Raw genomic sequence first — 21,412 nt, forward strand, 5'->3', positions numbered from 1 at the left:
TTGATTATCTAAGCTGTGAGAGTTATAATTGCTCGATTCACAGCTTCCAAAGCAGTATTGACTTCCGCCTCTGTGACAATAAGTGGTGGCACAAATCGGACTACTTTTGGTCCAGCTGGTACTAGCAATACGCCCTCTTTGATGGCAGCATTGACGATATCTGCTGCGGTTATTTGAATATCGGCTCGCAATTCCAAACCGTTGATTAAACCCCAACCCCGAACTTCGCCAACGTGCTGAGGATATTTTGCTGCGATCGCTTTTAATCCAGATCGCAACTGTTCACCCCGTTCTTCCACATTCTGCAAAATATTTTCCCGTTCCAATGTCTGGCAAACACTGAGTGCTACACTACACACGAAAGGATTTCCGCCAAAGGTGCTGGCGTGTTCTCCTGGTTGAAAAACGTCGCAGAATTTCTTGCTGATCATTGCACCGATGGGGATACCGCCTCCTAAACCTTTAGCACTAGTGAAAATATCCGGTTCAACGCCGAGATGTTCGTAAGCCCATAATTTGCCACTACGCCCCATACCAACTTGCACTTCGTCGAAAATCAACAAAATGCCAGTTTCATCACAAATCTGTCGGAGTTTTTTGAAATAGGCAACATCTCCTGGACGTACACCGCCTTCTCCCTGCAATGGCTCGATCAGAATCGCCGCTACCCGATAATCGCCTTCATCCAACTCGCTAATCGCCACTTCCACAGCGTTAATATCGTTGTAATTTACGTAGTGGAAACCAGGAACCAAAGGATCGAAGTACTTTTGATACTTCGGTTGTGCAGTGGCGGTAATCGTTGCCAAAGTCCGCCCGTGAAAACTGGCATTGGCGGTTAAAATAATCGGTTTTTCAATGTCTAATACTGTGTGGGCGTATTTCCGCGCCAGTTTAATTGCAGCTTCGTTAGCTTCAGCTCCAGAGTTGCAGAAAAATACGCGATCGGCACAGGAATGATCGACAAGCCATTTTGCCAATTCACCTTGCTCAGGAATGTAGTACAAATTAGAGACATGGTGCAGCTTTTGGATTTGGCGTGTCACCGCTTCTACCATAACTGGGTGGGCGTGTCCCAAAGTACAAGTGGCAATTCCAGCCACAAAGTCCAGATATTCTCGTCCTTGTGTATCCCAAACCCAGCATCCAGCACCCCGTTCTAGGGCTAAGGGAAACCGGGCGTAGGTAGACATAACAGCTTCATTAAAGCTATCTGTATCAAAGGGACTAGATGCTACAGACCCTGAATCTGGGGGGATGGTGGCTTGGTCAACGAGAGTTTGTAGGCTCACTACCGCTCCTCCTGAAAGTTTTTCATTATATAGTTATTTACTAGTTTCCTAGAAATCCCTAAAAAATACTTTTTATTTAGCACAACTCGTACTTCTTCTTAGGCTAACGTTTATATAACCTTAAAGGTATGGCGGTGGTGAAAAAATTTTGTATTCAACGTTTGAGCAAGAGGATGAGCGACAGGCAATTTGGATAGGCGTAGCCCGTCGTTGGTATTGCAAGTCTTAGGTAGCTTTAGGGATTTTCTCACTGATGTCCAAGCCTAACTCGTCAAATAGTAGCCTACGATTTTGACGGTGCTAAGACAAATGACGAAATTACCTTTGCTGTGTCTGGGAAAACTGTAACATTGTTCAACTGAAATCACTTTATTATAGTTAATACCCTTTAGGAAAGCTCTCAAAAGGTATTAGTTTTTAAACTATTATTTATATTTATTTTCAAAACTATTGATTACTTTATTGACAGAACTTAAGCATTGACAAATAAGACAATAAATGCAGTAGTGATAACTAGAAAAGAATAAGCGATCGCTAGCAGTAGGAGACTGGAAAGATAGATAATTTACACTGTCTCTATTGAGGGCATGGACAATCAGAGTGACTACCAAGCCATCCCAGGCATTGTGTGACCTCAACACTTACAATCTGTTTTTATTGGCAAAATCAAAGTATCTAGGCTGCACACGTCTAGCAGATATTATGGAAGATTTGTCACATGATAATGTCAACAAATTCAGGACTCACGCATCAGACGCAAAGAGTTTCTGCCTTCTGCCTCCAAACCCATAGCGTTGTACTTCATGTAAAAGAAAACTGCTGTAATTTTACATGGCGTAACTTAGTTTGATTTATTGTTGCCCACTTACTTAGTTTAAATATACTAAAAAGGACGAATATTAAAAAGTTAGCAACAAACTAGAAAAAGTAGGTTAAAAGTACTATTTTTACCTCATTCTCAACACTTGAGCAAAAATATCAACGTATCCAAAAGGAATTAATGGCTGGGGCGATCGCTCTTGGCGGTGTTTTCTTGATTGGCACTTTGTGGTTTTGGCTAGTGGAGGGCTGGTCATGGGAAGATGCAGCTTACATGACAGTGATCACTTTAGCAACTGTGGGGTATGGAGAGACGCATCCACTGGGTAGCCGAGGACGATTATTTACAATTGCTCTGATTTTGTTGGGTGTAGTCAATATCGGTTACATTGTCAATAGATTTACAGAAGCAATCATTCAAGGCTATTTTCAAGAAGGAATTCGGCTACAACAACAGAGGCGGTTAATGGAATCCCTATCAGAACATTACATCATCTGTGGATTTAGTCGGACTGGTCGGCAAATTGCCAAGGAATTTCGGACAGAAGATGTAGCTTTTGTAGTAATTGATTCGGAGACGGAATCAATACAAAGAGCGCAGGCTGAAGGTTATACAGCATACCAAGGTGACGCTACATTAGATGATACGCTCCTGAAAGTTGGTATTGAAAGAGCGACTTGTATCGTTGCAGCACTTCCTTCAGATGCCGAAAATTTATATATTGTTTTATCAGCAAAAACACTGAATACAGAAATTCGAGTGATCGCACGGGCAAGTACAGAAGAAGCTTTGCAGAAGTTACGACGCGGTGGTGCAGATGAAGTCATATCCCCCTATATTACTGGTGGAAAGCGGATGGCTGCTGCGGCACTCAGACCCCAAGTGTTGGATTTTGTAGACGGGATTTTGACAGGTGCAGACCGCCAGTTGTATATGGAAGAATTTTTACTCGAACCGTCTTTCTGTCCTTTTGTCGGTCAAACTTTACAAAAAGCGAGATTGCGATCGCAATCTGGGGCATTAGTTCTGGCAATTCGCCGCAATGATGGGACTTTAATCGGTGGCCCTACTGGCGATACGATTTTAATGCCGGGAGATCGGCTAATTGGTATGGGTACAGCAGAGCAGTTGCGTAGCCTGAATCAAATTCTTGGTCCAATGAATTCCAAGAAACTGCGACAACCGAAAAATAACTGATTTTATTTTTTCTTATTACTTTTTTATACCAATAAATTATAGTGTAATTGTATAAATAAATAGTATAATATCATGCAATAAAACTTACTTTAGGGATCGCCTCTGACAAAAGCCCCCACCAAAAGCGTAGACGTGCAGCGGCTTGTCGATAGACATCGCTTACAATTAAGGTCACTCCTAACTCGCCCAAAAATCTATGCAAATCTTTCTTTCTGCTACCTGAAAGTAGAAGCCCTAGTTCAACGTCAACTGACTAGCGGTAAGTATCAGAACGCGATCAAAGTTATTCTTACAGGTATAAAACTCCTAGAACAACAAGAAGACATTTATCAAGGACGACTGCAAGACCTTCAACAAGAAGCATGTGTTGGGTGGGAAGCCTCCGAGCGAGGCAAAGTCGTTGATGGCTCGACTGCAATCGCTCAAATTCGCGCCAACGTGCGTAGTTTACCGCTGCAGGCATCGTGGTGTTAAAACTAATTCTCCCCCTTAGTTAACAAGTCTTGTGGTAATGCCCAGATAACTCACTGAAGCAGAAATTGGTGGCTAGATTTGATTGTAAATTTAGACGAAAGTCGATGGCGATCACCTTTTCAAAAATTGTAAAATTTGCTAATAAAAAATGCCTGGAAGTAAGTAGAAATCAGGGCTTTACCCATCAATGAAGGAAGGGTGAGATGAGTGATCGCACGTTTGGGCGCAAGAAAGTAGGTACATCAACTTTTTCAAACCCGTCGCTTGTCTCACCGACTACTCCGACGCTAGCAAACCCAGTGCGAAGCTTTGGTTTACCAACGAATAATCTCATCCAAACAGCAACAAAAGAATCAACCAACCTTCAACAAGCGCAGTCTGCTAACGAGGAATCCTTGTTATTAGAAGCCATTGGGCAACGGTCTTTTGGTCACGATATTAGTCGCATACCATTGCGTCGTCCCCAGGCAAAACTGACGGTGGGAGAACCAGGGGACAAGTATGAGCAGGAAGCGGATTGGATGGCAAATCAGGTAATGCGGATGGTTGTGCCAGATAAACTTAACGCTCCTAGTGTAGAGCCTGTACAAGACTCTTTAAAGCTCTTTAACTGTTCAACGGGAGCCTACGGGGACACCAAAACCAGCAGGTCAATCTCCAAAACAGCAAATTATTGAAGCACTCAATAAACCAGATCCAGTTGCCGGAGTTGGCGATTACACAGAAGCATTCAGAATTCTGAATGGTCTTGCGATGTTTGGTATTTTGAATACGCTAGCCTGGCTAAAAGTTTCAGGGCACTTTGACAACTTGAACGCTAATCTCAATCGAGCAGTTGGTGTTAATTTACCTCGACTTCAGGTGGCATTTAAGGCTGTTCAGTCTAAGAGGGCTGTCACAGTAGAAAGTTTTGCAGCCGAGCAGGAAAATTTGCTGTCCACCCTTCCTTCTGACCAAAGGACAGAGATTACAAAATTCCTTGATCCTCAGTGGGTAGCTTTATTGCCAATTGAAGATTTGCCAGGAGCATCAGACGAGCAGCTTGGAATAGAATATGGACGAGCTTTACAAGGTGATCCAACTCGTCTTCAGGCATCGCGCTACAGTACTTCAGACGAAGCATGACCCGACAATTTCGCCTCACGGAACCCGCGATTCAAGATATCAAGCAAATTGCGGATTATATTGCTAGACAATCTGGCTTGGCTCAGTCTGAGATTTTTTGAGTAAGCTTGATGCAAAATTTTAGACTTTCCCAAACCGCCGTTCCCGTTGCTGGTAAGCACACAAGGCGCGGTGAAATTCAGCCCGATCAAAATCGGGCCAAAGAGCATCGGTGATGTAAATTTCTCCATAAGCCATTTGCCAGAGCAGGAAATTAGAAAGACGCATTTCTCCGCTTGTGCGAATTAACAAATCTGGGTCAGTAATTCCGGCTGTGTATAAGTGGCTTTCAAAGACGTGTTCATTAATTTCATCGGGTTGTAGCATACCTTGCTGGACAAGTTTTGCGATCCCTTGACAAGCTTGTAAAATTTCCTGCCGTCCGCCATAATTAGTTGCTACCGAAAACCGAATACCGCGATTATTTTTAGTTTCTTCCATTGAACGGGAAATTTCTTGTTGGAGCGATCGCGGTAGGTCTTGCAAATTCCCTACAAACTTAATTTGAACATTCTCTTCTACCATTTCCCGCAGTTCTTGACGCAAAACTCTTTGAAACAAAGTCATCAAAAAATCTACTTCTTCCTGCGGTCTTTTCCAGTTCTCCGTTGAAAAAGCATAAGCTGTCAGTGCCTGAATTCCCCAATCCTGACAACAGCGAAGTAAATCTTTAAGAGCATCTACTCCTCGTTTATGACCCATAATTCGGGGTAGACCCTGACGTTTAGCCCATCGACCATTACCATCCATGATCACTGCAACGTGCTGCGGCAATAGTTCTCGTTTTAAATCAGTAGGTAAATCTTGCAGTTTAGTTTGTTGTGCTGTCATTTTTTATCTCGAGAAGCAGTCGATGGTAATCTGAGTAAACGTGAAACTAGTGCTAGTGTCTTCCCACCTATCCGACGAACAAAACTCAACAGACCAGGAGCAACTGCTTCCCTATCTACGGTTGGAGACAAAACAGCCTCTAATGACTCTTTCAGCGTCCTAATCGTCAGCGGTCTATTTAGGGTTCCCCGTTCCGCTAAGGAAATAGAACCCGTTTCTTCTGAGACAACGACACAAATGCAATTTTCGACCCGCTCAGTAATTCCCATTGCTGCCCGGTGGCGTGTTCCCAACTGGCGCGAGGCTGTGCGTCCCGAAAGTGGTAAAATTATACCTGATGACACGATCCGTGAGCCACGAATCAATGTCGCTCCATCGTGTAACAAAGTTTTCGGCTGAAAAATTGTCTGGATTAGTTCTTTAGAAACTTCCGCATTTAGCTTTACCCCTGGCACAGAAAAATCTCGCTCATCAATTGGCCCTGTGGTTTCCACAATTAGTAAAGCTCCAATGCGGTTTTTTGACAATTCTTTAACAGCCTCAACAATTTCATCAATTACACTATCAGATTTGGGGATTGCCAGACGGTCGGGTTGAAAAAGCTGGCGAAATTCGCCACGCCCCAATTGCTCCAGAAACCGCCGAAACTCAGACTGTAAAGCAACTGCCATTGCCACAGCACAACCAATCACCAACTTTTCTAGTACAAAACTTAGCAGAGGTAGTCCGAATCTGCCACTTAGTGCTGAGGCTAGCATTAAGATAATGAATCCCCGCACCATCCATAGTGTCCGGCGCTCACTAATAATAACTAGTATCATGTACGTCAGCGCTAGCACTAAGACAATATCCAGAGTCCCAAGTAGCAAGGACTGTGACCACCCCAGGTTTGTCAGCCATTGCTTCCACCAATCTCTCATGACATCTGGATTAAACTTTTGCCTCTAATTTACAGTTGGTCATTAGTCATTGGTCATTAGTTATTAGTTTCTAGCTAATAACCAATGACCAACAGAGAAGTTTGAGCGTCAGTTTTTGGCGATGGCTTCGCCAACGCCAAGGGCGAACAGAACTTCGGAGACAAATGACTATTTCTTTAGTCTTTCTGGTAGGAGATCTTGTCGAATTAAATCTTCATAAGTTTCACGTTGCAAAATTAAATTTGCTTCGCCATTCGCCACTACGACTGCTGCCGGTCGAGGCAAGCGGTTGTAGTTAGATGCCATACTGTAATTGTACGCACCAGTTCCCATAACTACGAGAATATCCCCTGGTTCAGTCTTTGGAAGTAAAGCATTTTTAATCAGAATATCTCCTGATTCACAATGTTTACCAGCAATTGTGACTGTTTGGCTTAAAAGAGAAGACATTTTATTGGCAATGACTGCCCGATAAACTGATTGGTAAGTAATCGGGCGGGGATTGTCAGACATTCCGCCATCAATTGCCACGTAGGTACGAATTTTTGGGATGACTTTGGATGAACCAATAGTATAAGCAGTAACGCAAGCCGTGGCAATTAGCGATCGCCCTGGTTCGCTAAGTAATTTCGGCAAAGGCAGATTTTCGGCTGCACAAGCTGCTTGAATTACTTCACAAATCGCCTTCACCCACTCTTCAATGCTAGGGGGGTCGTCTGATTCTATATATTTAATCCCTAAACCGCCACCAACATTTAACTCTGTAATCTTTAAATCATACTTTGCGGCATCCCGTAGCCACTGCACCATGACGGCAGCCAAATCTTGATGCGGTTGGCGCTCAAAAATTTGGGAACCAATATGAGCGTGTACACCTACGCAATTTAGGGTAGGTTGTTGACTGACAAAGGTAAAAACTTCATCTAAATTGTTGGGATCAAAGCCAAATTTACTATCTAAGTGTCCCGTGCGAATATATTCGTGGGTATGACACTCGATACCGGGAGTTAGCCGTAGCATGATGCGAATTGGAAGAGAGGGTTGGGCGATTTCGACAAGGGTATGCAATTCATACCAGTTATCCGCCACAATGGTGACACCAGACTTGATCGCTAAAATTAATTCTTCACGAGATTTATTATTTCCGTGGAGGTAGATTTTCTCGGGACTAACACCCGCTTGCAAGGCAGTGTAAAGTTCGCCCCCAGAAACTACATCGATTCCCAGACCCTCAGAAGCGGCGATCGCACAAACTGCTAAACAATTCCAAGCTTTTGAGGCGTACAATACTTGAGATTCACCCTTGTAGTATTGCTTGAAAGCATCTCGATATTGCTGGCAAGCCGAACGTAGGGTTTCTTCATCTAAAATATATAAAGGTGAACCAAACTGCTCAACTAGGGTCGTAACATCACACCCACCAATTTCCAAGAGGTCATGATCATGAACTCTGGCAGTCAAGGGTAAAAGTTCTTGATTAGGCGATGGATTTGCCCTGGTGTCGTGCCTTTGAGGTAAATATTGACTTCCAGAATGTTGAACCCCAGTGGGGTGAGTCGATACCATAACTATAAAAGTTTTCCTTGTTCAAATTACGGGCTTTGAGTTCGTCTGCCGATTCCCAGTTTACAAAGGGTTTGTAACGTTATTCAATAAATGTGGTTTCATTAGATTTAGAAATTAAATTACTCACCCCAGAACATTTAAGTGCATTGTTGGAACTAGATCGAGCCTGTTTTGGTGGTCTATGGACAATGGAGGGCTACCAACGAGAGTTGGACAGTCCCAACAGCGATTTACTGGGTTTATTTTCCCCTGCCTCTAATTCGAGACTACTAGGAATGGGTTGCTTTTGGTCAATTTTAGAGGAAGCCCATATTACAATTTTGGCGGTTCATCCCGAATATCAGCGTCAAGGAATGGGTGCGGCTTTATTATATTCACTCATTAAGACAGCTTGCGATCGCAAAATGGAGCGAGCTACCCTCGAAGTGCGAGCTTCCAACTTGGGGGCTATATCTTTATATCAAAAATTTGGCTTCAAAACAGCGGGGCGGCGGCGGCGTTACTACCAAGATAATGATGAAGATGCTTTAATCCTTTGGCTACCAGATTTACAACACCCCAAATTTCAAGCAACTTTAGACCAGTGGTATTCTATTATCAGCGCTCGCTTAGACAAATCCTCTTGGCACTTGCTTTTTAAGTAGTTGGGCATTACTAATTTTGAATTAGAAACTTCCAACAAATAAATTATCCAATCTTGTAGGGATATTTTTTTATTTGTCACTCCCTTCTTGAGACTGGCGATCGGCCTCAGCAAAAAAATGCAACTTTGCTACGCCAGTTTTTATTTAAATATTCTATCTGAAAACCTTATTACATAAATAAAATATATATTAATGATTTTTGTTTGATATTAATAAATATATATGTTAATTATAAATGTTTGGGATTGAGTCAAGAAATCCTTAATCTAAACAGTCAGCTATTTATAATAAATCCCAAAAACGCTGGTGAACTAAAGCTCCTCAGTACACTAGGCAGATAAGAGTAGTCAATAGTTAACAATTAGCCCATTAACCCAAGTCATAGGTTCAGGATGTCTATAATCTGTTATACAGGCATCCAAAATCTTTGCCTGTGCTAAAATCAGCATACCGGCACGACCGCAGATGATGGGATAAAGCCATGTTTGAGCGCTTCACAGAAAAAGCCATTAAGGTAATCATGCTGGCCCAAGAAGAGGCCCGCCGTTTAGGTCACAACTTTGTCGGAACCGAGCAGATCCTCCTGGGTCTGATTGGCGAAGGCACTGGAGTGGCTGCCAAGGTGCTGAAATCAATGGGCGTCAATCTCAAAGATGCCCGAATTGAAGTTGAAAAAATTATAGGACGGGGATCGGGCTTTGTTGCCGTGGAAATTCCGTTTACGCCACGGGCAAAGCGAGTTTTAGAACTCTCCTTGGAAGAAGCACGCCAACTGGGGCATAACTACATTGGCACCGAGCATCTGCTGTTGGGCCTAATCCGCGAAGGGGAAGGCGTCGCAGCCAGAGTGCTAGAAAACCTCGGTGTGGATCTATCCAAGGTAAGAACCCAAGTCATCCGTATGTTGGGAGAAACTGCCGAAGTTTCACCAGGCGGTTCATCTGGGCGTACAAAAACCCCAACTCTGGATGAATTTGGTTCAAACCTGACCCAGATGGCGATTGACAATAAGCTCGATCCAGTGGTAGGACGCGCCAAGGAAATTGAGCGCGTGATTCAGATATTGGGTCGCCGAACCAAAAATAACCCAGTGCTGATTGGGGAACCAGGGGTTGGTAAAACAGCGATCGCTGAAGGTTTAGCTTCACGCATTGCTACTAAAGATGTCCCTGACATCCTGGAAGATAAACGCGTTGTCACGCTGGATATTGGTTTACTCGTAGCAGGAACCAAGTATCGGGGTGAATTTGAAGAACGCTTGAAAAAAATCATGGATGAAATCCGCTCTGCGGGTAATGTCATTCTCGTGATTGATGAGGTACACACCTTAATTGGTGCGGGTGCAGCAGAAGGTGCTATTGATGCAGCTAATATCCTCAAGCCAGCTTTGGCTAGGGGTGAGTTGCAGTGCATCGGCGCTACAACCCTAGATGAATACCGGAAGCACATCGAGCGAGATGCAGCGCTAGAGCGACGTTTCCAACCAGTGATGGTTGGCGAACCTACAGTTGATGAAACAATTGAAATTTTATATGGTCTGCGCGAACGCTACGAGCAACATCATAAACTGAAAATCTCCGACGAAGCATTGGTGGCGGCGGCGAAATTGTCAGATCGTTACATTAGCGATCGCTACCTTCCAGATAAAGCCATCGACTTAGTTGATGAAGCTGGTTCTAGGGTGCGCTTGATTAACTCTCAGTTGCCACCCGCAGCCAAAGAGTTAGACAAAGAACTGCGTCAGATATTAAAAGAAAAAGATGACGCGGTGCGCTCTCAAGACTTTGATAAAGCTGGAGAATTGCGTGATCGCGAAATGGAAATCAAAGCCGAAATCCGGGCGATCGCTCAAAGCAAGACTAATGCAACTGGCACAGAACATGAAGAACCTGTAGTTACAGAAGAAGACATTGCCCACATTGTCGCTTCTTGGACTGGGGTACCGGTGAACAAACTCACCGAATCTGAATCTGAAAAGCTGCTGCACATGGAAGATACCTTGCATCAGCGTTTAATTGGTCAGGATGAAGCTGTCAAAGCAGTTTCACGGGCAATTCGTCGCGCTCGTGTTGGTTTGAAAAATCCCAACCGACCCATAGCTAGCTTTGTCTTCTCTGGGCCCACTGGTGTAGGTAAAACCGAGTTGGCCAAGTCCTTGGCTGCTTACTTCTTCGGTTCTGAAGAAGCGATGATCCGCTTAGATATGTCGGAATACATGGAGCGTCATACCGTCAGCAAGCTGATTGGTTCACCTCCAGGTTATGTTGGTTATAACGAAGGTGGTCAGCTGACCGAAGCCGTGCGGCGGCGTCCTTACACCGTGGTGTTGTTCGACGAAATCGAAAAAGCACACCCCGATGTCTTTAATATGCTGCTGCAAATTTTGGAAGACGGTCGGTTAACTGATGCCAAAGGTCGCACGGTGGACTTCAAGAACACCTTGCTGATTTTAACTTCCAATATTGGTTCTAAGGTAATTGAAAAAGGCGGTAGCGGTATCGGCTTTGAATTCTCCGAAGATGCTAGCGAGTCAACTTACAACCGGATTCGCTCCTTGGTGAACGAAGAATTGAAACAGTACTTCCGTCCAGAGTTCCTCAACCGACTCGATGAAATTATCGTCTTCCGTCAGTTGAGCAAGCCTGAAGTCACTCAAATTGCCGAAATTATGCTCAAGGAAGTATTTGGTCGTCTGACTGAAAAGGGTATCACCTTAGAAGTTAGCGATCGCTTCAAGGATCGTTTGATCCAAGAAGGTTACAGTCCCAGCTACGGCGCAAGGCCATTACGTCGGGCAATTATGCGCCTGTTAGAAGATAGCCTAGCAGAAGAAATTCTGTCTGGTCGCATTAAGGATGGCGATACAGCCCTTGTTGATGTAGATGAAAATGGCGTTGTGCAAGTTAGTTCTCAACAGCGTCGGGAATTGTTACCTCAAGGTGTTGAGTAAGATTTAGGGTTTGGGATTTAAGTCTCAAATAAAAAATTAGAAAACGGTAGAGTATTTATTGCTCTACCGTTTTTTGTGTTATTTGATTATTTGATAATTTGCTTATCGAACTTTACGCCAAGCCGAAGTAACAGTTTTAGTTCCTGGTACTAGTTCAATCAGACCCTGCTCTCTAAGTCTATTAAAAGCCGCTTTGATAGTACTTTCAGAATCTACACTAGCGATTTGTCGTGCAATTTTGTTAGTTACATTTTCATGATCATTTAGATATTCCATAATTGTTGATTCAATGGAAGCAAGGGGTTCATGTCGAATATAGACAATTACTGAGTTTTCTTGTTCAAGAATAACAGGAACCTTAAGTCTTAAACGAGTCATCGCATCAAAAGCTGTGTTTAAACCCTCACCCACATCTTTATTGGGTGCTTCAGGAAATCTGTTAATAAGGCGTACTATTACACCATTCCTTGCAAACTGTTCTTTCAAAATGTTATCTATTGTGATATGTCCGGGTAATCTACCGGGACTTTCAACTTCTACACGATTATCAAAGATGCGAATTTGCACGTCTTTTAAAATGCTATAGTCCCTATGAAGCACTGCATTAGTAATAATTTCATGTAAAACCTCATCAGGATATTCGATATGTTGTAACCTTCCTGCTTCCAATTTTGGAATTTCTTCAACTATATTCTTTGTCTTCTTTACTGCCTCAATAATTTGATCATACAAGCAGCCTTCAATGGTTATCGGATCAAAAGCCAAATTCTCCCTCCGACCTTCTTCATCAGCAGTCTTGTATCTATAGACTTTAACTCCGCATCTTTTCGGTAGTAAAGCTTGTGGTTCCTCAGAGAAAAGAAGAACACCAGCAACAGTTGGCTTTCCATTAATAATCAACTGTTGTTTTTTTAACCACTGTTCTGGCTCTGCTGACGGTATCACGCGAAGCATAAAATTAAGAATAGGAAGAGAGTTTGTAATAACTTCTATATCAGCCTTGACTGTAGATGTCTCGAAAGAATCTATACCCTTGTCAAGCTTGAGGCGTGCAAGTTTTTCTTCTGTATCCTGTGGGAGATTTTGTGCTCCAAGTCGCAAATATGGAATAGGCTTGTCCAAAGCTTTAATGATTTCTCGGGTTTTGTTAATGTCTACTTGAAGAACTAGCCCAAAACAACTATCACAGGACAAGAAGGTATAGCTATAGTACTGACCTAGTGGGAATAGTTCCTGAAAAACCTGCAAATGAGCATTTGCATCTTCTTGATCAGCAAAGCCACGCCAAGTACGTTGATTTTTCCTATCAATTTCAGTTTCATCAATTCCAATATAAACTTCACCACCACTAGCATTTGCAAATGCAGATAGAGAGCGAGTTAGTTTCGCTGGCTTTATGTCTATTGATTTCAAGTCTAAAAAGTGGCTTTCCTCAGATGAAAGAATTTGACTAACTTGCTCATAATTAATCTTTTCAACTTTAATTGACATAAGAATTTTTCGATTACGACTTTAGTATTAAGTAAGAATTATAGTACTCGACTATGAGTGTAGTTACTCAGCTGTCGCGTCAGCCTAATGCCACAATCAATATTTATATCAGTTTTATTACATGATCCTATGCATATCTTTCTCCTCAATCAATCGACTGATTCTGAATCAGACCTGAAGTGCCTTTAAAATAGGAGAATATAAAAAATCATTGGGAGGACTCAATCGTCATGACTGTGATTGTTGCTAAGTGGACGATTAACGAATATCACCGCATGATTGACGCTGGCATTTTAAGCGATCGCAAAGTTGAACTACTCAAAGGAAAAATTGTCGAAAGGGTAAGTTGTGCTACTCTAGCTTCTAGTTTAATACCTGTCAAACTTCTAAGATATTAATTAACTAAAACCCATTAAATATATAGCTTGATAGTAGAATAGTACATAGTAGTAACAAAGGAACAAAAACGTGCAAAGCATACTTTTAAGCCGCGAAGAAGTTGCACGACGTGCGAAAGAACTATACGAAAACAGTATTCGTCAACAACTAGAACGAGAAGAAAACATCGGTAAAATGGTGATTATTGATATAGAAACAGGTGAATACGCAGTTGATAAAATAGGTATAGAATCAGCGCAATATTTACGTAATAAAAACCCATTTGCTCAACTTTTTGGTATTCGCATTGGTTACAAAGTTGCTGCTTCCTTCAGTGGTGAGATGGAGCGTGATTATCGGTGATTTCTGGTATTGTCAAAAACAGACGCGCAACCGTTAATATAATATTTTGACTGTCCAATCAACCAGATTTTACTATTGAATTTGTTATCGATACAGGTTTTACAGAGTTTCTTTCCTTACCCCCAACAGCAGTTACTCTGTTGGGTTTTCCTTTTATTTATGATATGTATGCAAATTTAGCTGACAATAGTAATGTAATCTTGCCAGTACATCAAGCTACCATTATTTGGAATGGAGAAGAACGAGAAGTAAATGTACTTGCTACAGGACGGCTACCTCTATTAGGTACAGCTTTACTTGATGAGCATGAAATTGTCATACAGTTTACTCAGGAAGGTTTAGTAACGATTGAAGAGTTATAGTTGCTTTCTAGATATCTAGAAGATGAAGTGCGATCGCTTTACCAAAGAATAGGTGGTACAGCATTATCTTTTCGCAAGATATTTGATGCAGAGACACGATTTTACCCGCATCTCTACAATGTCTTTTCATAAGTTTTATTCTGCGTTCACAAATTCCAAATATCCATTGCTAAGTTCTTTAACTGCCAAATCATAAAATTGCTTACCATGTTCTGGCGTTGCTAAAGCTGGATTTGATCCCATGCGTCCATCTGGATAACGTACTCGAAAGTCAGCAGCGCTATAAATCCTATGTCCGCTTGCAACTTCTGGTGAAAGGGGTGCTTGCTTAATCGCCTCTGGATAAACGTACTGGGTGAGGGCTACTTCGCTTGGCGTTGCATGAGAACCTTCTTGAACCCCATATAATTCTTTAGCTAGCTTATATACAGAACCGTACATAAACCAGTTTGCTACTTGACATTGCACCTGTTGAGCATTGGCAATCTGCAAATCTTCTAAATGAGCATAAGTTTCTGAGAAAGCAGCTTTCAGGGTAGCAATATTACCGCCGTGTCCGTTAATAAAGTAGAATTTGCTAAAACCAGCTTTGGCTAAACAAGTTACATAATCTCGCACTACTTGAATTAAAGTGCTGGGACGCAGACTGATTGACCCAGGAAAAGCAGTATGGTGCAGTGCCATCCCCACATTGATTGTAGGGCCAACGATCGCTTGGGTTGCATCACCCACACCGACTGCGATCGCTTCTGCACAAATAGCATCAGTACCAATTAATCCCGTTGGCCCGTGTTGTTCTGTGGAACCAATAGGGAAAATAATCCCCTTTGACTGCTGTAAATAAACTTCGACTTCTTGCCAAGTACTTAAATGCAGTAACATTGTTAATGATTTTCCTCAATAAAATTGCGGTGGGAGCAAACCTTTTGCTGCTAAACAGCATCTTCTGTAACTAAACTCCCACTAACACGATTATGAACTCTCTAGATTTTCTCTGCTGGCGATCGCACAAGATCCCCGACTTCCCAAAAGTTGTCGGGGATCTTTGTTTACTGCCAAATTTGGAGGGAATGAGCGATCTTTTTCTACTAATATTGTTTATGCGATGGAATTACAACAAGTTTCGACAAAGATGGATATAAGCAATTTACCGATTCTGCCATTTTAACCTACGATACTCGCTGCAAACCTTCGGATGATAGAAATCAAAATTGATTTATGAAATGTTGCTTTTCTGGATAATCAAGAAAAAAAGTCGATCAATTTTGATTTTTGACTACTCAAAGTAATAATGCTTCTTTACGTCCCTTGTAATTTCCCATGTACAGGATATACCAGCGGGAATAATCACTAAATCGCCCTTACCCATTTGCACTGGTTCTCCGCCATTAGGAGTAACAAGTATGTCACCTTCCAAAAAATAGCAAGTTTCTTGAGAATCATAAATCCAAGGGAACTTTGAAACTTCTTTTTTCCAAATTTCTCATTTAAATACACCTAATTCATTAAGATATTCTTGTCTGGATTGATGTTCAATTTGAATTTCCATATTATGTTTTATCTAATTATATTCAGCAATAAGATTGAATATCCTCTCCACACTGATCTACTAGATAACACAAAGCGCGAAAACGCAAGTAGACAAGTTCATTATAAAGCGGATTCAGCTTGCACATTGGCGGAATATGTCCTATTTTGCGACCAAAAAGCATGAGATCACGCTCAAATGGACACTGGGCGGGAATTAGTTTAGCAATAAATCTAGCTAATTTCCGATTCTGAATCTCGATTTTGTCGAGCCATTTACGTAATGGTTGCAGTAAATCTAATTTTGGTTGAGCAAATTGCTTTCTACTACCTGCTTGATTCTTTTCTTCTAAAGGTTTAATAAAAGCAGGCAGAAAAATACGCTGATTCTGTGTTTTAAGCATAGTTTTAGGCAAGGTTTTCCTTGTAAATATGAACTATTTGCCGATTGAGAATATCACCATGTAATATGTTTAGTCAATTTGCACTGTGCTTGTAGACTAAGAAGCAAAGTAAGCATAATGCAAACAATTTACATGCATCTTTGGGAAGAGAAATGGTTTAACTAATTGTTATTTAAGCCCACCAAATCATGAAGAACTGTCCCGTTAAATACAAAATAACAAAGAAAATATAAAAATGGCATTTCTTTAACTTATGGATTTCTAATCTTAAAAATAGCAATCTTATATATTAAATATAAATGCCTGGTTCGGAAACTGACTAGTATCTAGAGATGTAGTTTATGGCACAAAAACACAGTTTTGTTCTGACTCCACATACATTTCGCTAGGATTAGCCCCCAATATCTTTCAATTTTAGGGTATTGAATATCCATAAAATTGTCTAATATGCTACACAAGCTAACCTAGATATTATCTAATAAGTAATCATAAATCGATTGATAAGTAAAAACTCATATAAGGACCTATACAAGAGCAAGGGGCACTTATACTGAGTAATTCTACAGTTTATTATAATCAGCTTTGTCCAACTACTCACTGTGAGATTTTGCCGTTAGCACAGCCTCTTGTAGAAAAGTATTGGTTATTCTTCTCAGTCCTCACTCCCTGATTATGAAAAACTTAATTATTTAAAATATCTTAATCCTGTATTTGCCTGATATTTGCTGATATATTCTACATTCTGTTGCTCTAATTTTGACAGCAATTTAAGTGGAAATATTTTTGGTGAATATATAGGACGATACCAAGGTTGGTTATTAAAGTAATTTTGCAATTCAGTATTATCAAAACGGCGACCATGAATGGCAAAAATTGAATTTCGCATAATATCTAGTTCAAAACCGCTTTTATCATCCAAATCTGCATCAGTTACAAGTCTTTGAGAAAGCCACAAATAATTGTTGAGAGTCGTGGTATCAACTGGTGGTATTGATGTAGTTGAGGAAGGTGATTGAGTTGGAACAGATGGGGTAGTTGGGGTAAATGTGGGAGTTTCTATCACGGGGCTTGAACATTTGACGGTGTTTCTGAAGGTAATACTGTTTTGTCTGCTGTCGGTTGAGAAGATTTGGATAACACTTGACTAATAATCACAGATGCACCAATTAACCCACTTGCAATCAAACTACCCATGAGGATATTATTCTGACTATTACTATTTTGAGGGCTAGGCTGTGGTTTGACAGGCACTGTTTGAGGTCGTGGTGCAGAGACTACAGTCGGTTGAGTCAACAGGGGTTGTGTCGGTGGAAGTGGATTTGCTATACTCTGCAAAGTGTCCAACATTGCTCTGGCTGTGGGGTAGCGATCGCGTGGATGATAAGCGATCGCTTTATCGATCACTCTTGCCATAATTGGGCTAACATGAGTAGTATATTGCCGCCAGACAATTTCACCCGTTTGAGAATCAGTTTCTAGTTGTTGCGCCTGTTTACCAGTCAGCAAATAAATTACCGTCATTCCTAAACTGTATAAATCACTAGAATAAACTGGTCTACCTGCGGCTTGTTCACTTGGCATATAGCCAGGTGTACCAATCACAATTGAACTAGTAGGATTGCCTTGAGAATTTACTACTGTTCCCATTGACTCCCGCACAGCACCAAAATCAATTAGTACTGGCTTACCATCCTGATGACGCACAATAATGTTATCCGGTTTAATATCGCGGTGAACGATATGCTTAGAGTGAACGTAATCCAGAACAGGTAATAAATTCATGAATAATTCCTGGACAGCGCCTTCACTAAATAGCCCCTGCTTCTGGACTTTTGCATTTAGGGTATCGCCTTCAACCCATTCTTGAACTAAGTAAAATTGTCCACCTGAAGAGAAGTAGGCATATAATGCCGGAATTTGGTCATTTGCCCCGCCAAGTTCTTCTAAAATAACTGCTTCGCGTTGAAACCTCTCTTGCACTAACTGGTAAATTTGGGGATTGTTGTGAATCGGTCTTAGCTGTTTAACCACACAACAACGCTTTGAAGGCATATAGGTATCTTCAGCTAGATAGGTTTCACCAAACCCACCAGCGCCCAGTGTGCGGATAACTTGATAGCGATCATTCAACAGTTGTATTGTCATGGGGGATTACAAGCGATATTCATAAAATAGTTTTCCCCAAAACTACCTTCATTTCAAATCTAGTAAACCTTCTTCTTTCAATTTAGGATTGAAGCGAATCTGCATTTGCAAACCACGCACTTCTAATAATTGCGTTGAAATTTCTGCTTCTACTCTCCGTGCCACATTTTTAAGAATTTTTATTTGTGTTAATTCATCATTAGCTGGATTTTGGTAATTTGCCTGTTCTTCAGGTGTCATTACAATTTTGACATCAATAGGATGAGTCCATTTTTCCTTTTGATCCCCATTACCCCAAGGCACACTGCCATTTTCAGCAATCCACGCGTTTTCAGTATTTTCTAAAATTATACGACTAGGACGTTCAATAGTTTGAACTTTTACCCAATAGCATTGCTGTGGCTGACGGACTAAATGCTGCTTGAGGCTAAGATAAACATCACGGGAGTATCCTACAAATTGAAGTGCTTTTTCTTGATCAAAGATAGCATATACACCGATTTTACCCTGAAATTGTTCGGGTAGTTGACCGCGATCGTTAATGTAAGGAATGTATTCCAGAGTTGCCAAAGAAGAAAGATTTGTTTCAGAAACCATACATCAAATATACAAACTTACTATTTGCCTTCAGAATTGAAAATTACGAATTAGAGAAAAATTATCTTGAAAATTATTCATTACCCAATTTTTGATAAATTGCACAAAGGCGGCTGGGTTTAAAAATTTTGGCACTGAACATAAAATTTGGTGGTACATTGACAATGACATACTCATCAGATTCATAATATTTTTCAAATTCAGCTGGCATTCCTTTAGTGGTAGTTAAGCTGTAAGGAACTGGCTGGAAAAGTAATTCTGTAAATTTAAGTTGCTCACACCCCGATAATTGTTGACAAATTTGGTTTAAGAAAGCAACGCTTGTCAATAAATTGAATAGAGTTTCTTGAGCTTGTGCTTCAAGAGTGAAACTGCTATCAAAGCTATGAACGATTTTAAGTGACATTTTCTGTATTAACTAGTTATTAACAACTAAGTAATGATAGAGGATAGGCAATATGTTACACATGGTCATATAAAAGTCTTAAGCAACAAAGTCTACTTTTTTTGCAGATGTGGTTTAGTGAAAAATTATAACTATAAAGTTCTGCCTATTAGATTGTAGGACTTCTGTCAGCTACATAAGGAAGCGAGTATAGTTAATAATCATGAAGTTTAGCAATTTTTTTTCACTCACCATAGGCGCGTTTTCCTGCAAACGCACGCCTATGAGTTCTCACGATTGTTAGATTTACTCCCGTTTCATCAATAAAAATTAAGTTTTCCGGTGCGACATCTCGAACTTGTTCCCAATATTTAACACGTAATGTTTGAACTCTCAAACTTTCAGCTTGCGTTGCATGAAGCGATTTTTTTTTCGGGTTAGATTGAACTTTTGTAGTCTTTTGTAGTCCACGACACATCGTACTTGCACTAGCTTGTACGTTATATTTTTCGTTGAGTTTTTGACATAATTCTTTTAGGGTCGGATCATTATCCTCTTCTAGCATTTTTGCGATGTCTAGCGACAAGCCGCTTCTCTACGAGACGCTGCGCGAACGCGTCTACGCACTTTCATAAGTAACCAGTTTTGCCGTAAACCCGCCTGCATGAGGTGATGGAGACAGTGAAACGTTTTCCCGGTAACGTTTAAGCAGTCTTTCAATGAAACTCAGGCTGACTTTAAACCGAGAAGCCAGTTGACCTTGAGAACCTTCATTATTCTCATATGCTTGAACTATTTTTCTGTTAGCTCAACAGAGTACGCTTTCATTTTTATACACAACATCTCTGCTTACTGTATTCTATTCGGTTGCAATCTGCAATAAGTTTGGGTGTTAGCAAGAGCCATTTCGGCACTTTCTTTATTGTGAGGCGCTCGCGCTATATCTAAGTTTAGTTTTATACCAAATCCGGTTATTAGAAACCACTTATAATCAAGGAAAAATAAGCTCAAAAAAAGAGATGCCTAAAAAAGCGTACTTAGCCAACCACTTGAATTCAGACGAACGAAAGCAGAAGTATCTCAAAAGTCAAGATGGTGTGGAATCAAGACGATGGCATTTACTTTGGAAAGTCTCTTTGAATTGGACTCTCAAAAATAGTGCGATTGCCGTAGGCATAAATTATGATTATGCTAAAAAAATCCTCAAAAAGTATAACGAATTAGGAGCAGAAGGAGTCAAAAATCTGAAAAATCAACATCATGGGTCAAAAAGAGGGAATAAATCCCTCTTAAGTGACGAACAACTAGAAAAATTAGCGAAAGAATTAGAATCGAGACCGGCAGATGGAGGTATCTGGACTGGACCAAAAGTAGCTCGTTGGATAGAAATTGATGCGGCAATTTCTGAAAAAAAAAGGTCTTCTTAGTAGAAGACAATACAGGCTGGCATCGAAGTAAAAAAGTAAAAACTCATGAAGGAATAATAGTAGACTATTTATCACCTTACTCCCCAGAATTGCAGCCTGCCGAATAGACTATGGACTTTAGTGGATGAACCTTTAGTGAATGAATATTTTGAAACAATTGATGAAATGGAACAAGTCTTAGTAAAGCGTTGTAATCTTCTCAGTGAAATGAAAGAAGAAATTAGAAATCTAACTAATTATCATTGGCTAAATGTTATTTAATTTATTAGGGGTTTATGGAAACCGGATTTGGTATTAGAAGTTAAAATTCTTAATACTACTGCCAGAGTGACAAAACAGGGTTAATGTTGGTACAGTTCAAACTTGACAATTCTTAGGGTAAACAAAAAGCCCCAAACTGTGATGTGAGCTTGGGGCTTTTTGTTTGTATTAAAAACCTGGCATCGAGCTATTTTTGCGTAGGGCAACCCCTAAA

The 21,412-nt window shown here is 40.9% G+C and carries 21 protein-coding genes and 4 pseudogenes; 12 read left to right on the forward strand and 13 right to left on the reverse strand.

What is annotated here, in order from left to right:
- Nucleotides 1–8: 8 nt before the first annotated feature.
- Complete coding sequence (locus tag V7K89_RS19285; RefSeq protein WP_335189869.1) at nucleotides 9–1,292, reverse strand: aspartate aminotransferase family protein; 1,284 nt, start codon at nucleotides 1,290–1,292, stop codon at nucleotides 9–11.
- Between the two features lie 594 nt (nucleotides 1,293–1,886).
- Here V7K89_RS19285 and V7K89_RS35975 point away from each other — a divergent pair.
- The 5 genes and pseudogenes from V7K89_RS35975 to V7K89_RS19305 form a co-directional block, all read left to right on the forward strand.
- Nucleotides 1,887–2,030 (forward strand): annotated as a pseudogene (locus V7K89_RS35975) (IS701 family transposase); the annotation flags it as partial.
- A gap of 262 nt (nucleotides 2,031–2,292) precedes the next feature.
- Nucleotides 2,293–3,309 (forward strand): potassium channel family protein, encoded by a 1,017-nt coding sequence (locus V7K89_RS19290; RefSeq protein ID WP_335189871.1) that lies wholly within the window; start codon nucleotides 2,293–2,295, stop codon nucleotides 3,307–3,309.
- A gap of 132 nt (nucleotides 3,310–3,441) precedes the next feature.
- Nucleotides 3,442–3,783 carry a type II toxin-antitoxin system ParD family antitoxin gene (locus V7K89_RS19295; protein WP_335189873.1) on the forward strand — a complete coding sequence of 114 codons (342 nt, stop codon included), beginning with the start codon at nucleotides 3,442–3,444 and terminating at the stop codon, nucleotides 3,781–3,783.
- A 203-nt stretch (nucleotides 3,784–3,986) separates the two neighbouring features.
- Entirely contained in the window at nucleotides 3,987–4,460 is a 474-nt protein-coding gene (locus V7K89_RS19300) for a hypothetical protein (RefSeq protein WP_335189875.1), read from the forward strand.
- An 88-nt stretch (nucleotides 4,461–4,548) separates the two neighbouring features.
- Nucleotides 4,549–4,908, forward strand: coding sequence for a hypothetical protein (locus V7K89_RS19305; protein ID WP_335189877.1), 360 nt, complete (start codon nucleotides 4,549–4,551; stop codon nucleotides 4,906–4,908).
- 120 nt (nucleotides 4,909–5,028) lie between these two features.
- On the opposite strand, the gene V7K89_RS19310 is transcribed toward V7K89_RS19305, so the two are convergent.
- The 3 genes from V7K89_RS19310 to lysA all read right to left on the reverse strand — a co-directional run bounded on the left by V7K89_RS19310 (nucleotide 5,029) and on the right by lysA (nucleotide 8,264).
- A complete protein-coding gene (locus tag V7K89_RS19310) occupies nucleotides 5,029–5,778 on the reverse strand; it encodes an isoprenyl transferase (protein WP_335189879.1) in 750 nt (249 codons plus the stop codon).
- Nucleotides 5,775–6,698: a diadenylate cyclase CdaA gene (gene cdaA / locus V7K89_RS19315; RefSeq protein WP_335189881.1), complete on the reverse strand. Its 924-nt coding sequence runs from the start codon at nucleotides 6,696–6,698 to the stop codon at nucleotides 5,775–5,777. The genes V7K89_RS19310 and cdaA overlap by 4 nt, the downstream gene beginning before the upstream one ends.
- A gap of 168 nt (nucleotides 6,699–6,866) precedes the next feature.
- On the reverse strand, nucleotides 6,867–8,264 hold the full coding sequence (lysA, locus tag V7K89_RS19320; protein ID WP_335189884.1) for a diaminopimelate decarboxylase: 1,398 nt from the start codon (nucleotides 8,262–8,264) through the stop codon (nucleotides 6,867–6,869).
- A gap of 92 nt (nucleotides 8,265–8,356) precedes the next feature.
- On the opposite strand from lysA, the gene rimI reads away from it, so the two are divergent.
- Together rimI and V7K89_RS19330 are read left to right on the forward strand one after the other, a co-directional pair.
- Nucleotides 8,357–8,908, forward strand: a complete 552-nt coding sequence (gene rimI, locus V7K89_RS19325; RefSeq protein ID WP_335189886.1) for a ribosomal protein S18-alanine N-acetyltransferase — start codon at nucleotides 8,357–8,359, stop codon at nucleotides 8,906–8,908.
- A 481-nt stretch (nucleotides 8,909–9,389) separates the two neighbouring features.
- Complete coding sequence (locus V7K89_RS19330; protein ID WP_322648268.1) at nucleotides 9,390–11,858, forward strand: ATP-dependent Clp protease ATP-binding subunit; 2,469 nt, start codon at nucleotides 9,390–9,392, stop codon at nucleotides 11,856–11,858.
- A 102-nt stretch (nucleotides 11,859–11,960) separates the two neighbouring features.
- Here V7K89_RS19330 and V7K89_RS19335 read toward each other — a convergent pair whose 3' ends face one another.
- Complete coding sequence (locus V7K89_RS19335; protein WP_335189889.1) at nucleotides 11,961–13,349, reverse strand: ATP-binding protein; 1,389 nt, start codon at nucleotides 13,347–13,349, stop codon at nucleotides 11,961–11,963.
- A 230-nt stretch (nucleotides 13,350–13,579) separates the two neighbouring features.
- On the opposite strand from V7K89_RS19335, the pseudogene V7K89_RS19340 reads away from it, so the two are divergent.
- The 4 genes and pseudogenes from V7K89_RS19340 to V7K89_RS19355 all read left to right on the forward strand — a co-directional run.
- Nucleotides 13,580–13,687 (forward strand): annotated as a pseudogene (locus tag V7K89_RS19340) (Uma2 family endonuclease); the annotation flags it as partial.
- Nucleotides 13,688–13,817: 130 nt separating this feature from the next.
- Nucleotides 13,818–14,090: a hypothetical protein gene (locus tag V7K89_RS19345; protein WP_335189891.1), complete on the forward strand. Its 273-nt coding sequence runs from the start codon at nucleotides 13,818–13,820 to the stop codon at nucleotides 14,088–14,090.
- Between the two features lie 50 nt (nucleotides 14,091–14,140).
- Nucleotides 14,141–14,452: a clan AA aspartic protease gene (locus V7K89_RS19350; protein ID WP_335189906.1), complete on the forward strand. Its 312-nt coding sequence runs from the start codon at nucleotides 14,141–14,143 to the stop codon at nucleotides 14,450–14,452.
- Nucleotides 14,453–14,584 (forward strand): hypothetical protein, encoded by a 132-nt coding sequence (locus V7K89_RS19355; protein ID WP_335189893.1) that lies wholly within the window; start codon nucleotides 14,453–14,455, stop codon nucleotides 14,582–14,584.
- Between the two features lie 3 nt (nucleotides 14,585–14,587).
- Here V7K89_RS19355 and V7K89_RS19360 read toward each other — a convergent pair whose 3' ends face one another.
- The 8 genes and pseudogenes from V7K89_RS19360 to V7K89_RS19395 form a co-directional block, all read right to left on the reverse strand.
- Nucleotides 14,588–15,334 (reverse strand): creatininase family protein, encoded by a 747-nt coding sequence (locus tag V7K89_RS19360; protein WP_335189895.1) that lies wholly within the window; start codon nucleotides 15,332–15,334, stop codon nucleotides 14,588–14,590.
- A 394-nt stretch (nucleotides 15,335–15,728) separates the two neighbouring features.
- A pseudogene (locus tag V7K89_RS19365) lies at nucleotides 15,729–16,001 on the reverse strand (cupin domain-containing protein).
- A 22-nt stretch (nucleotides 16,002–16,023) separates the two neighbouring features.
- Nucleotides 16,024–16,383 carry a Mo-dependent nitrogenase C-terminal domain-containing protein gene (locus tag V7K89_RS19370; RefSeq protein ID WP_335189897.1) on the reverse strand — a complete coding sequence of 120 codons (360 nt, stop codon included), beginning with the start codon at nucleotides 16,381–16,383 and terminating at the stop codon, nucleotides 16,024–16,026.
- 685 nt (nucleotides 16,384–17,068) lie between these two features.
- Nucleotides 17,069–18,528: pseudogene (locus tag V7K89_RS19375) on the reverse strand (protein kinase domain-containing protein).
- A 48-nt stretch (nucleotides 18,529–18,576) separates the two neighbouring features.
- On the reverse strand, nucleotides 18,577–19,125 hold the full coding sequence (locus V7K89_RS19380; protein WP_335189899.1) for a GIY-YIG nuclease family protein: 549 nt from the start codon (nucleotides 19,123–19,125) through the stop codon (nucleotides 18,577–18,579).
- A 73-nt stretch (nucleotides 19,126–19,198) separates the two neighbouring features.
- Nucleotides 19,199–19,531 (reverse strand): hypothetical protein, encoded by a 333-nt coding sequence (locus V7K89_RS19385; protein WP_335189901.1) that lies wholly within the window; start codon nucleotides 19,529–19,531, stop codon nucleotides 19,199–19,201.
- A gap of 223 nt (nucleotides 19,532–19,754) precedes the next feature.
- Nucleotides 19,755–20,096: a hypothetical protein gene (locus tag V7K89_RS19390; protein ID WP_335189902.1), complete on the reverse strand. Its 342-nt coding sequence runs from the start codon at nucleotides 20,094–20,096 to the stop codon at nucleotides 19,755–19,757.
- 33 nt (nucleotides 20,097–20,129) lie between these two features.
- Nucleotides 20,130–20,306, reverse strand: coding sequence for a hypothetical protein (locus V7K89_RS19395; protein WP_335189908.1), 177 nt, complete (start codon nucleotides 20,304–20,306; stop codon nucleotides 20,130–20,132).
- Between the two features lie 223 nt (nucleotides 20,307–20,529).
- Here V7K89_RS19395 and V7K89_RS19400 point away from each other — a divergent pair, with 223 nt between their 5' ends.
- Nucleotides 20,530–20,937 carry a helix-turn-helix domain-containing protein gene (locus V7K89_RS19400; protein ID WP_335189904.1) on the forward strand — a complete coding sequence of 136 codons (408 nt, stop codon included), beginning with the start codon at nucleotides 20,530–20,532 and terminating at the stop codon, nucleotides 20,935–20,937.
- Nucleotides 20,938–21,412 lie beyond the last annotated feature (475 nt).

Source organism: Nostoc sp. (assembly GCF_036917515.1).
Taxonomy (GTDB): domain Bacteria; phylum Cyanobacteriota; class Cyanobacteriia; order Cyanobacteriales; family Nostocaceae; genus Nostoc.

What these genes read in the sequence shown, in the direction of transcription:
- V7K89_RS19360 (WP_335189895.1), bottom strand. Translation starts at nt 15,334, where the DNA reads ATGTTACTGCATTTAAGTACTTGGCAAGAAGTCGAAGTTTATTTACAG.
- V7K89_RS19400 (WP_335189904.1), top strand. Translation starts at nt 20,530, where the DNA reads ATGCCTAAAAAAGCGTACTTAGCCAACCACTTGAATTCAGACGAACGA.
- cdaA (WP_335189881.1), bottom strand. Translation starts at nt 6,698, where the DNA reads ATGAGAGATTGGTGGAAGCAATGGCTGACAAACCTGGGGTGGTCACAG.
- V7K89_RS19290 (WP_335189871.1), top strand. Translation starts at nt 2,293, where the DNA reads ATGGCTGGGGCGATCGCTCTTGGCGGTGTTTTCTTGATTGGCACTTTG.
- V7K89_RS19385 (WP_335189901.1), bottom strand. Translation starts at nt 19,531, where the DNA reads ATGTCACTTAAAATCGTTCATAGCTTTGATAGCAGTTTCACTCTTGAA.
- lysA (WP_335189884.1), bottom strand. Translation starts at nt 8,264, where the DNA reads ATGGTATCGACTCACCCCACTGGGGTTCAACATTCTGGAAGTCAATAT.
- V7K89_RS19380 (WP_335189899.1), bottom strand. Translation starts at nt 19,125, where the DNA reads ATGGTTTCTGAAACAAATCTTTCTTCTTTGGCAACTCTGGAATACATT.
- V7K89_RS19370 (WP_335189897.1), bottom strand. Translation starts at nt 16,383, where the DNA reads ATGCTTAAAACACAGAATCAGCGTATTTTTCTGCCTGCTTTTATTAAA.
- V7K89_RS19300 (WP_335189875.1), top strand. Translation starts at nt 3,987, where the DNA reads ATGAGTGATCGCACGTTTGGGCGCAAGAAAGTAGGTACATCAACTTTT.
- V7K89_RS19335 (WP_335189889.1), bottom strand. Translation starts at nt 13,349, where the DNA reads ATGTCAATTAAAGTTGAAAAGATTAATTATGAGCAAGTTAGTCAAATT.
- V7K89_RS19330 (WP_322648268.1), top strand. Translation starts at nt 9,390, where the DNA reads ATGTTTGAGCGCTTCACAGAAAAAGCCATTAAGGTAATCATGCTGGCC.
- V7K89_RS19310 (WP_335189879.1), bottom strand. Translation starts at nt 5,778, where the DNA reads ATGACAGCACAACAAACTAAACTGCAAGATTTACCTACTGATTTAAAA.